The following is a 12,669-nucleotide window of genomic DNA, read 5'->3' on the forward strand; positions in this document are numbered from 1 at the left end:
GTCGTCGTCGGTCCTATTTCGCGCATGGTTGAAGTTGATATCCGGGACTGTTCACCCGATGCTCGCATTCCAGGCGTGGCATGTCGTGGAGGAACCGGTCGAAGGGTGAAAGAGGGCGATGAAGCTGTCGCGGAAGAGAAGTCAAGCGATCCTGACGGCTGTGGCGGCGTCCGCCCTGCTGTTGGGCAATGCGCAGTCGGCGTCCGCGATGGGAGGCTTCAGCCCCACCTCGCCGATCACTGCGACCCCGATCAACCAGAACACCCAGCAGATCGCGCCAGGCGTGGTGCAGAGCGACTACATCTTCAACGACCGGGACGGTCAGCGGATGGAGTCCCACGTCCTGGACATCGACATGCCGAAACGCCCTGAGCTGACCATCGAGGCGGGCCTGCCCAACGACGGGAAGGGCACTCCCTGGTACGGCATGCAGCCGATGAGCAAGCAAGCCGAAGCGGCCACGCGTCCCGGCCACCAGGTCATCGCCGCGATCAACGCCGACTACTACAACATGTCTGACGGCTACCCGCTGGGCGTGGTCGTGAAGGACGGCACCGTCCTCAAGACCGACATGGCCGCCAACTGGTTCTTCTTCGGCATGAAGAAAGACGGCAGCTACCTGATGGGTGACCGAGCCCTGTTCAACCAGGTCAAGAACGACCTGCAACAGGCACTGTCCGGTGACGCGCAGGTCATCAAGAACGGTGCCCGCGACGAGAACCAGATCGCCACCAAGGGCGCCCCCAACAACCTCGACCCACGTATCGGCATCGGCGTCAGGCGCGACGGCACCATCTTCTTCGCCGAGATCGACGGCCGCCAGACCGGTTTCAGCCGCGGCCTGACCATGTCGGACTTCGCCGACTACATGCTGTTTCTGGGCGCCTACAACGCGATCCACCTCGACAGCGGCGGCAGCGCGACCTTCGCCACCAGGACGCCGGGCATCGACACCGTTCAGGTGGTCAACCGCCCCTCCGACGGTGAGGAACGTCCGGTCGCCAACGGGTTCCTGCTGGTCTCCTCCGCGCCGATGACCCACGAGTTCGCAGCTGCCGCTGTCGCCCCGAACGGGATGACCGTCACGCCGCACTCGACACTGCAGTTCTCGGTCAAGGGACAGGACGCCACCGGTGCCTCGGCGCCCGTGCCGGCATCCGGGCTGAGCTGGAGCCTGGCGGATCCCACATTCGGCACAATCGACGCCAACGGGCTGTTCACCTCGACCGGCAAGCAGGGCCAGACGCAGGCGATCCTGTCCCACAACGGGAAGCAGGTCGGCTCGGCCTGGGTCGAGGTGGCACTGCCGGACACGCTCGCCTTCGGGCAGGCAGAGATCAGCCTCGACTACGGGGCGGTAAAGCCGTTCGGGCTGACCGCCCGTTACCAGGGCCGTGACGTGCGGCTCAAGCCCGGCGACATCAGCTGGGGCGGTATCCCTGACGAGATGGGCACGATGGACGACGCGAACGTCTTCCACGCTGCGTCGTCGGGCAGCTTCGACACCCAGGTCACCGCGACCCTCACCGGGAGCGACGTGCAGGCGTCGGTCCACGTGTTGTTGGGCCAGATGCCCGTCGTGCTGTACGACTTCGAGGACGGCATCGGCGACTGGAAGGCCGGCACGGCGGGACGCGGTGAGGTCAGCCAGCTACACTGGAACACCTACCCGGATGACCTGACCCGGTTCGGCGACCATGCGCTGCAGGTGAACTTCGACTTCACCAAGGGCCAGCTGAATGCCACCCTCGGCGCCTATGCCGGGCCCGCGTCCAGCAAGCCCATCCCGGGCCGCCCGAAGGCGATCGGGGCCTGGGTGTACGGGACGCCCGAGGCCCAGGGTTACTGGCTGCGCTGCTACATCTACGACGCCAAGGGCCAGTTCCAGCCGATCAACTTCACCACCCAGACCGAGGGCATCGACTGGCTGGGCTGGAAGTACGTCGAAGCGGAGATCCCCGACGGCCTGGTCGGCCCGTTCACCACCTTCCCCAACCAGATGTTCCGCATCATGTCGCTGAAGTCTGGGATGCCGGGCGGCAACCCGCTGCGAAAGGGGTTCGTGGCGATCGACAACGTGCGGGTCACCTACGGCGCGTCCGTTGACGACATGTTCCCGCCGACCGTTCACGCCCTCAACGTCGACGGCAAGACCTTCACGAACTCGCAGGTGGAGATCTCGACGTCCTTCGCCGAGGACACCACCGACAAGTACGCCACCGGGATCAACTACGACCGGGTGCGGATGTGGGTCGATGGCACCGAGTACACCAACGCCGAGGGCGTCTACGCGCTCAACAAGGGCCTCAACACCGTCGCCTTGTCGCACCTGAGCTTCGCCGACGGTATCCACCGGGTCGACGCCAGCGTCCAGGACCACTTCGGCAACGAGACCCTCAAGACCGGGTACTTCACGGTGAAGACGGGTTCGGGCACCTCGGTCGGATTGTCCTCCCCGGACGCCGTCGCGAACCTCGGCGGGACCTACCGGCTCCACCTCACCACCACCGACGCCGCCGATGTCACCGGCGTCGACACGAAGATCCGGATCGGCAAGGACTTCCCGGTGACGGGGGTCGACTTCGCCGCGTCGGCGTCGGGCAGCACCTGGGGCTACGACGCTGCCACCGGCGTCCTCACCCTGCATGTGGTGAACTCGAATGCCGCGGCTGGGCCCGCCACGCTGGCGACCATCAACGTGTCGGTGACCGGCGGCGTGGCACCCGGGACCAAGCTGGCCTGGGAAGTCACGAGCTCGACAATCCGCTACGCCAGCGACCGTCCGTCGAAGTTCGCCCCCACCTTCTCGGAACGGCCGGCGTCCGTCGATGTCGTGGCGGCGCTGAAGCTGGCAGTCAACAGCACCGTGGTCGGACGGCCGGGCAAGGTGACTGTGACCGACGCCGCCGGCAAGCCGGTCGCCGGTGCCACGGTGACGATGCTGTCGGCTGGCAAGGCGACCAAGCTGGGCACCACGGGCGCAGACGGCGTGCTGACCTCGGCGCAGCTGACCGACACGGTGAAGAAGTACGACCTGTTCGCCCAGACCGAGCAGGGCAGGTCGTTTGCGATCACCACGCAGTCGTTCACGCCCCTGAAGCAGCAGGCGCCGAGCAACATCATGGCCGGTGCGAGCGCCGACCCGGCGACCACCAAGACCATCACCTGGATGTCGAACCCGCTGACCTCCAGAGACGCCGCGGTGCTGCAGGTCGCCACGAAGGCCGCCTACCAGGCCGGCGGCGAGACCGCGTTCACCAGCTTCGACGGCACCGCCAAGGAGCTGACCTACGCCGGCTACGAGGACATCGCCCAGAACGGCGTCGTGCGCTCCAACTCGACCACGGCCACCAAGCTGACCCCCGCGACCCACTACGTGTACCGGGTCGGCGACGGCACCAGCTGGTCGGGCGTACGCGAGTTCTCTACGTCCAGCAACGCAACGGACTTCACCTTCAACGTGTTCGGCGACACCCAGTCACCGGACCGCGCCGGCCTGGCCGAGTTCGACAAGATCCTGACCTCGATCGAGGGGCAGGCGAAGCTGCCGGACTTCACGATGCACGTGGGTGACTTCACCGATGACGCCGGCAAGTTCGCCCAGATGGACGCCATCGCAGGCATGCTCAGCGACCACGAGAAAATCGGGTCCACCGACATGGTCCGGGTACTGGGCAACCACGAGTACATGGGCGACGACGGGTCCAAGGCCGTACGCATCTTCGGGCAGCCCAACAACGGGTCGAAGGTGAACCCGGACGGCACCTACTCGATGGACTACCAGAACATGCACGTCGCGGTGATCGGATGGACCGACGACGCGGCGACGCTGAAGGCCGAGATGGACTGGCTGAAGCAGGACATGACAGCCTCCGACAAGCTGTGGAAGGTCGTGGTCACCCACCAGCCGCCGTACGCGACCAACCCGGACGACTCCGACCTGTTCCGCAAGGACCTGCCGAAGGCCGCCGACGAGCTGGGTATCGACCTGGTCTTCTCCGGGCACGACCACGCCTACGGCCGGACCGACCCGCTGAAGGCGGGCGTGAAGACCGACGGCGGCACCGTGTACGTGGTGACCGGCACGACCGGGCCCAAGCACTACTCGGCCGCGAATGACGGCACCTTCGCAGTGATGGACGACGGCCAGTTCGCCATGTACGTCACCGTCGAGGTCGCAGGAGGCAAGCTGTCGCTGACCGCGAAGCGGGCCGATGAGTCGATCATCGACGAGTACAGCCTCGTCAAGGACATCGACGCGCCCGTGGTCACCGTGTCCGGTGTCGCGGACCAAGGCGTCTACAACCACGCGGTGACCCCGGTGGTGAAGGTGACCGATGCCCACGCCGACACCACCACGGTGACGCTGAACGGACACCCCTACGACGGTCGCCCAATTGAGGCGGACGGGCACTACGACTTCAAGGTCGTCGCGGTTGACAAGGCGGGAAACCGATCGGAGTCGTCGGTGACGTTCGTCGTGGATCGGACGGCGCCGGTCATCACGGTGAACGGCATCACCGACGGTCAGGTAGTGAAGCTGAACCAGGCCGTGCCGGTGACGTGGAGCGCCAGTGACGCGACCTCTGGGGTCGCCGAGTCCCGAGGGGACGTGGCCAGTGGCGAACAGCTCGACACCAAGACGCCGGGACCGCACACCGTTCGCTTCAGCGCCACCGACCGCGCCGGAAACACGGCAACAGTGACGATCAGCTACCGGGTCGAGTACGTGCTCGGCGACCTCGAGGGCCCGCTGAGCGACACAAGCGCCCCGTTCAACGCCGGCCGGGTGATCCCGGTGAAGTTCGTCCTGACCGATGCAGCCGGCAAGCCCGTGTTGGACGCCGCCCCGCGCGTCCTCATCGCACCCGTCACCGATGGGCAGGTGGGTCCTGAGACGCCGGCAACCTCGGCGTCCGGCAACGATGCCAACCTCGTGCGTCTGGCCGAGACCAATGGCCTGTACGCGTACAACTGGAGCACGAAGGGGCTTGCCGCGGGTGACTACCGGGTCCGAATCGATCTGGGCGACGGGGCCGTGCACACGGTGACGGTGCGGCTGCAGTAGGGACAGCTGGCCACCCTGCCCCGATCGTCGGCAGCTAACCCCCACTCAGGGGTTCGTATGCCGCCGGGCTCGGACCGCGCGTCCGAGCCCGGCGGCATACGGCCCGTAGGCACTCAGTCAGCGGCGGCCGTCTATGACAGAACGCCGCCGTGCACTCGCCCCAACGATCTCGACGTGACGGATCCCGTGAGCAGCGGCATCTGAGGTTCCCTCCGGGACACCTTCGGCCTGTTGGCAGGTGACGGCGGCGTACAAAGGCCGGGGCGCAGTCCTTCCCCGTGCCACGGATCGAGCGACACGGGGAGCAGGCCTGGTGCGCCAGCCGGCCCACCGGTCAAGACACCGGCACTCCCGAGGAAGTCATTGACTGCGCCTGGGCACCGCCACCCGGCCAGCGTCATGACCTGCCCACCGGACCCGCAGCGGTGCGAAAGCATCACGGAACGCGATCAGCCCCCGTGGCATCGGCGAGGCTCCGGCCAGCAGCCGAGCCTCCGTATGCCCGACAACGCCCCGCCCGTCAGCAGTGGCAACGATCGTCGGACGCGACCCGATGACCTACGTGTCGCCAAGGCGAAACTTCGCCACAAGGTTGACATCGTCGACGACCGCGCAGCCGCAATCGCCCGGTGTTGCCACGGCGCGAACTAGGGCGTGTCTTGTGGACCTTGGGGGAATAGGACCCTGTCCTCCTGCATGTCCGGGTCGGATCCCCAGCGGGAACGAGGGACCGCTCAGCGCGCCGGTGTCGGTCGCCGCGACGTAGGACATCATGTGCGGCAAAATCGGGTCGGTGTGAACGGCCGACCAGGTGGCGCGGTGGGCCGCCATACCGGATTCAGTTGGATCGCCAGAACTGGGGCATGCCAGGCATCCCCCAGTTGCTGGAGCAGGCCGAACTCGCGGCGGGGGTGGTTGACCTCGGCGCCGGCGAGGAAGCTGATCAGCACGTCGTCGGCGCCCATCCGGCCGATGATCCCCGCGTGGAACGTTGGCACCTCGACCACCGGAATTCTGATCTTCTGGCCGGTCGGGGCCTCGGCGGCGCTCACCGTCGGCAGGAAGGCGACAACGCGTACGCCCGGGATCGGGCACAGGATCTGGTAGCGGTAGAAGGGCGCGTTGTCCAGCATCGAGCGGACGAACGGTTCATCGGGTGTGCTGGCGGCCCGGTTACCGATGGTCGTCACCTTGAACATCACCCGCAGTAGCCACCCGGCGGCCAGCCCCCATCCGCCATTGGCATCCGCCGGCGGGTAGTACACGTTCGCCGCGCGGACCAGCGGGCTGAACATCGCCAGGGCGCGCACCGGAGAGTCGGGCCGGTCCCGCAGGTAGGTGCGGGCCACCGTCGCCCCTTCGCTCTGTCCGACCAGAGCGATCGGCCGGCCGGTGCGCTGGTGGACCGCCTGCACCTGCGCGGCGAGCAACTGGGAGCTGGACTCCAACGATCGGTGGGTGGCCTCTGGCCGATACGGCAGCGGCCGGCCAGCCGAGTCCAGGCCAACGTACGAGAACAACTCCACGTTTGGATCCGCCGCGGACCGGCCGTCGTACGCCGAGTCGTGCCCGGCCAGCAGGATCACCGCGTAGGGCACCTGCGGCGGTAGCGGTCGGGTAAAGATCGGCGGCGTGAAGGTGTTGGCCTGGTTGCGGGGCTGGGAGAGCACCTGCGACGCCAGCGGGACGACCAGCGCCAGCACCACGACGATCGGTGCGACCGGCACCCCCGCCCAACGTACCCGCCGCTGCCGTACGGCCGCGCGCACCGTTTGCCGCCACAGCAGGCCGTTGAGCGCTCCGGCGGCTGCGGCGACGAGTGGGGTCCACACCTCCGGTGCGCGCCACACCAGCGCGCCGAGAACGGTGATCACGGCGAAATCGAGTAGCGACCAGCCGACCAGTTCGATCGGCGGCAATCCGCGCCACCACCCCGGGTCCACTGACATCCGCTGCAGGAAGGGGGCGAGCAGCAGCATCGGAATCAGGGAGGCGAACAGGAACCAGGACAGCGAGACCACCGACGCCGCGACCGAATAGGCGGCGAACGGCAGAACGAGGACCGCCCCGAACGCGGCCACCCCGACGTTGCGCAGCACAAGCGCCCGGTACGGCGGCCGCGGCGCATGCGCCGGCCAGGCCAGGCTGACGATCGTCGCGGACAGCACCCCACGCAGCGCGATCAGGGTCAGCAGGCCGGACCCGAACATCAGCCAGGAGTTGTGGTAGACCAGCAGCCAACGCATATCGTGGTAGGAGTCGTACGGCCAGACCGCCGTGACCTGCGGCGCCAGCCCCTCGGCCGGGAAGAACCCGACCAGCACCAGCACGAAGACCTCAGCCAGCGGGACCGCTGCGGCGATCCCGAGCAGCGCCAACAGCCGCCGATGCGTTGGTGGCACGGGTCCTCCTCCGGTACGCGTCAGCTCGGCGCCGACTTCCCGCGTTTGGCGATTACATAGGGCTGAACGATCAGATGGATCCGTCAGTTGCCCCGTTACCCACAGCTTTCGATCTTCGACTTTCCCGGCAAGCCTGTTGAGCTGGGTCGGGTCAGGGATCCCCCATTCCACGATCGCGTCGTACTGAGACTGCGGGGTTCTGGGCGAGCAATCCGTACCGATGGCGGGTGCTGAGGGACCTCGCCGGCATGGTCGACCGACTGGGAGCGGTGGGTCTGCGCCGAGTGTGGCGGTATCCGGCCATGGCCGACATCCGCCCCACTCGGTCCGTTGATCCTGTCCGGACCCAACTGCGAGATTGGCCAGGCGGCTCAGGTGTTCTCGTGTCTGCGGGCTTGGCCGCACGGTGATGTTTCACCCCTTGGTTAGGAGCACGATGAAACGACGAACAGGTGTGATTGCCGCGGCGTCGGCCGTGTTGATCGCCGCGGCGTTGATGGAGCCTGCGGCCGCAGCCGCCGACCCACCCAGCCCGGCTGGCTCCGAGAGTGCTGGCGCGAGCAAGGTCGAACCCGGTGATCCCGACGGGCCACAGGGTCCGGGTCGGTCGCCCGTTGCTGGGCTCGACGACCGGGCCGGGCGCGACAACCCGGATTCGATCTACAGCGCGGGGAAGACCGACGGGTTCCAGCCGCTGACCGACGATTCGCTGTCGGATACTGCGGCCGAGAAGCTGGGCAACGCCGACACCAGGCTGCTGCAGCAGGCGCATGCGTCGAAGAAGAAGTCTGTCACGGTGTTGATGCTGGCCCGGAAGGGCGCGACCGAGGACGTCGTCGCCGCAGTGGAGAAGGCCGGCGGGACCGTCGGGTCGGTGACCGGAAAGGTCGGCTACGTCCGGGCGACCGTCCCGACCGACCGCGTTACCACCTTGGCCGGCCTTCGGTCGGTCGCGGCGATCGACCTGGACCGGACATACAAGATCCCGCGCCCGGATCTGGGCGCCGCGGGTGCGAGAACGGCGGCAACGAAGGCCGCGGAGCCGACCGCGCCTGGCGCGAACACGCCCGCCGACAACCCGTACCTGCCGATCAACGAGACCGGCGCCGAGGCCTTCGTCAAGGACAACCCGGCCTGGGACGGACGCGGCACGGTCGTCGGCGTGCTGGACACCGGCGTCGACGTCGAGCATCCCGCGCTACAGACGACCAGCGACGGCAAGCCCAAGATTGTCGATTGGGTAACCGCGACCGATCCGGTCACCGACCGCGACGGCAGCTGGGTGCGGATGTCCACCACCAAGAAGGGTCCGACGTTCAGCTACCTGGGCAAGACCTGGACGATCCCGGAGGGCACATTCCAATTCGGCGTGTTCTACGAGGGTGCGACCGCCGGGAGCGACTTCGAGGGCGACCTCAACCGGGACGGCGACACCCTGGACTTCTACGGGGTTCTCTACGACCCGACCACACACAGGATCTGGGTCGACGGCAACAACAACCAGGACCTCACCGACGAGGCACCGATGGCCCCATTCGCGGTCGATCGCCAGGTCGGCCACCTCGGGAGTGACGACCCCGCAACACCACAGAACGAGCGCATCCCGTTCGTCGTCGAGTACCGCGACAACGTCGATCTCTCCCCGCTCGGCGGCAGCAACGTCGGCAAGACCGCGAACTACGTGTCCATCGGGTTGCCGGTCGCCTCGCACGCCACCCATGTGGCGGGGATCATCGCCGGCACGTCGATGTTCGGCGGCCAGATGCACGGCGCCGCACCGGGCGCGCAGATCGTGTCCGCACGCGCCTGCACTTGGGGCGGTGGCTGCACCCAGGCGGCACTGACCGAGGGCATGATCGACCTGGTCACCAATCGGCATGTCGACGTCGTCAACCTGTCCATCGGTGGGCTTCCCGCGTTGAACGACGGCTCCGACGTGATCGCCGCGCTCTACGACAAGCTGATCGACAGCTACGGCGTGCAGATCATCATCGCCGCCGGCAACGACGGCCTCGGCACCAACACCGTCAGCTCGCCGTCCGTGGCGGGCAAGGCCATCTCGGTCGCCGCGTCCGTCAGCTCCGACACCTGGTGGGCCGACTACGGGTCGAAGGTCGCCACCAAGCAGGGCATCTTCGGCTTCTCCTCCCGCGGCCCCGCTGAGAACGGCGCGCTGGCGCCGCAGGTGTCCGCGCCCGGCGCCGCCATCTCCTCGATCCCGATGTGGCTGTCCGGTGAAGCCGTCCCCGAGGCCGGGTATTCGCTGCCGGCCGGGTACGGCATGGCCAACGGCACCTCCATGGCGGCCCCGCAGGTCGCCGGAGCGGCGGCACTGCTGCTATCGGCCGCCAAGGCCCGTTCGCTCACGGTCAGCTCAGCGGCGCTGAAGACCGCCCTGACCGGCACCGCCGACCCGATCCCCGACGTCCCGACCGCCGCGCAGGGCGCCGGCATCATCGACACCGTCGCGGCCTGGAAGCAGCTCAGCGCTGGCATCAACACCAATGAGCTCACTGTGTCGGCTCCCGTTTGCAGTTCGCTGTCCGGCCTGCTCGCAACTCCGAACACCGGCGTCGGCATCTACAACCGTTGTCTGCCAACCGAAGGCGGCCAGGTGACCGGCGCGCAGAAGACCTACAAGGTCAGCGTCACCCGGACCAGCGGTGCCGCCGGGAACGTCGTGCACCGCATCGGTTGGATCGGCAACGACGGCACGTTCAGCGCCCGCGAAGCAATGCCCCTGCAGCTCGGAAAGGCAGCCGATATCACGGTCACCGCGACCGCGACGACCTCCGGCGTGCATAGCGCAATCCTGACCATTGATGACCCGGCGACCGGCGGCATCGACCAGTTCGTCGCCGTCACCGTGCTGGCGACCAAGCCGCTGGCCAAACCCGACTACGCGGTCACCAGTTCCGGCACGCTCGACCGAACCGGAACCACCTCGCTGCTGGTGCCCGTCCCCGAGGGCGTCGAAGCACTGCAGCTGACCCTGGGCGGGCTCGCCACCGGCAGCCAGGTCCGCGCATTGCCCATCGACCCCGACGGCATGCCCGCAGACTCCAACGCCAGTTACCACTGCTACACCAACTACACCGACCCGACGAACTGCAACGCCACCGCACGACCGGTGTACCGACCCAAACCCGGCATCTGGGAGTTCGTGATCGAGTCTCGCAGGACGTCTCCAGTCGAACAGAACCCGTACACCGCAACGGTTTCGCTGCAGGGCATGTCGTTCGATCCGGGGACCGTCACAGTCGACAAGGTGACGATGAACTCGCCGACAAATGTCGGCTCGACGGGGACGAACACCTTTGGCCCCGCGACCGCCCACGTCGCAACTGGCGAGATCGGCGATGTCCGCAATTTGTTCTCGACGGTATCGCAAGGCGAAATCACGTCCAACATGCTCTATGTTCCGCGTCAGACGACCCGGCTCGACGTGACGCTGACACCCAGAGACGCTGCCGATCTGGACTTCTATGTGTATTTCAACGGCAGGCCGATAGGCCAGAGCACCACGACCGGGGACTCGCCCGAGCACATCGTCATCGATGATCCACAACCGGGTACGTACTTCATCGTGGTCGCGGGAGTCACCGTGCCCGGAGACAACGTCACGTTCGACTACCACCAAGAGATGTACTCGAAGGGCCTCGGCACGATCACGCCGAAATCCGACGCGAAGTACACGGTTGCCACGGGCCAGTCGATGCCGGTCGACGGGGCAATGATCGTCAGCGCTCGGCAGCTGACCAAGGATCCCATGGTCGGCCGGGTCCGAGTGGCCAACGAGTACGGCACGATCATCGGGGCGGCGGACGTCACGGTAGCCACTGTCGATGTCCCCAAACTTGATCTGGTCGCGTGGGCCCCGCCATTCGTCGGCGCGGCTCTCAATGAAAGCGGCGTAGTCGCGGGAGATCGCCAGTACAACGCCAGGATGACGCCGACCATCTGGACGGCCGCTGACGGGTTCACCAACCTGGATCTGGCCGGGGGCAGGTACGGATCGGCTCTGGACCTGAATGACGGCCAGATCGCCGTCGGTATCGCGACAGACAGCGCGTTGCATTATCTTCCCGCCCAATGGGCCAAGGACGGATCGCTCACCGTGCTCGGCGTCCCGGATTGGCGGCCCTATTCCAGCGGCTACGCGACCGCCGTGAACAACAAGGCGGTCGTCACCGGATTCTCCGAAGCAATCGTCAAAGAGTCTGACGGCAAGAACCACAGCTACAGCGACGGGTTCGTGCGGACGCCAGATGGGACGTTCAGCAAGCTGGCCCACCTGTCCTCCGATCAGACGGGAACCCAGCCGCGCGCCATCAACGATGCCGGAACGATCGTCGGTGCCTCCCGCACCGATGGCCATGCGCCGCACGCGGTCGCCTGGGATGCGACGTCAGGCGCTGTTCAGGATCTCGGCACGCTTCCGGGACAGTATTCGGCCCAGGCAAACGATGTGAACACCTCCGGGACCATCGTGGGAACCAGCGGTGACGACGCGTTCGTGTGGACCAAGGCCGGCGGAATGCGGCGCCTTGCCGACTACGGATACAACGCGACCGGCGAGAAAGTCACCGACGACGGGTGGATCCTCGGAACTGTCGAACTCTTCCCGGACGTCGCGGTGTCAGCGATGTGGGACCCGCAGGGACGGCTCTGGGATCTGTCCGGCATGGTGCCGCTCTCTGCCGGTGACCGGTTCACGCCGACCTACAGCTTCGACATCAACGATCACCACCAGCTGATGGTCTACGGCGAGGGCGGCCCGAACGCCGCCTGGTCCAGCTCGGTGATGCTGAGCATCCCGGCACGTCTGGGCAACTAGACCCCGGTCCCACCTCGTCCCGTCGAGCCACCGCAGTCGGTGGCTCGACGGGACGAAGGCGTTCAGAGCCAGCCCCGGTCCCGCGCGTGCCAGCCAAGCAACACCCGGGAATCGGCGCCGGCCAGATCCATCAGCCTGCGGACCCTGCGCTGCATGGTCCGCAGGCCGATCCCCAGCCGGGCAGCGACCGCGGCATCGGTGTACCCAGCCAGCAACAGCATCAGGACCTCCCGGTCCGCCGGGTCGGCGAGATCCTTCGGCGATGCCAAGTTCGGATCGACCCTACGGCCGAGGGCCTCCCGCAGTTGCATGGCCGACCGCCACAGGCTCACCAACTTGATTAGGAATCGTGAGTGATCATA

4 protein-coding genes are annotated in these 12,669 nt (G+C 67.0%); 2 read left to right on the plus strand and 2 right to left on the minus strand.

Features of this window, described 5'->3' with window-relative positions; genetic code table 11:
- The first annotated feature begins 160 nt into the window (after positions 1–160).
- Positions 161–5,068, plus strand: coding sequence for a phosphodiester glycosidase family protein (locus A6A27_RS17525; RefSeq protein ID WP_073835684.1), 4,908 nt, complete (start codon positions 161–163; stop codon positions 5,066–5,068).
- A gap of 770 nt (positions 5,069–5,838) precedes the next feature.
- On the opposite strand, the gene A6A27_RS17530 is transcribed toward A6A27_RS17525, so the two are convergent.
- Complete coding sequence (locus A6A27_RS17530; protein WP_073835685.1) at positions 5,839–7,470, minus strand: hypothetical protein; 1,632 nt, start codon at positions 7,468–7,470, stop codon at positions 5,839–5,841.
- Between the two features lie 436 nt (positions 7,471–7,906).
- Between A6A27_RS17530 and A6A27_RS17535 the strand changes: the two genes are divergently transcribed.
- Entirely contained in the window at positions 7,907–12,307 is a 4,401-nt protein-coding gene (locus tag A6A27_RS17535; protein WP_158073998.1) for a S8 family serine peptidase, read from the plus strand.
- Positions 12,308–12,369: 62 nt separating this feature from the next.
- Here the strand turns inward: A6A27_RS17535 and A6A27_RS17540 are convergent, their stop codons facing one another.
- On the minus strand, positions 12,370–12,639 hold the full coding sequence (locus tag A6A27_RS17540; protein WP_073835687.1) for a hypothetical protein: 270 nt from the start codon (positions 12,637–12,639) through the stop codon (positions 12,370–12,372).
- Between the last annotated feature and the right edge of the window lie 30 nt (positions 12,640–12,669).

This window comes from Micromonospora sp. CB01531 (genome assembly GCF_001905095.1).
Lineage (GTDB): Bacteria > Actinomycetota > Actinomycetes > Mycobacteriales > Micromonosporaceae > Micromonospora.

Bases quoted from the DNA above. Each gene is read 5' to 3' on its own strand.
- A6A27_RS17535 (WP_158073998.1), top strand. From the start codon at position 7,907: ATGAAACGACGAACAGGTGTGATTGCCGCGGCGTCGGCCGTGTTGATC.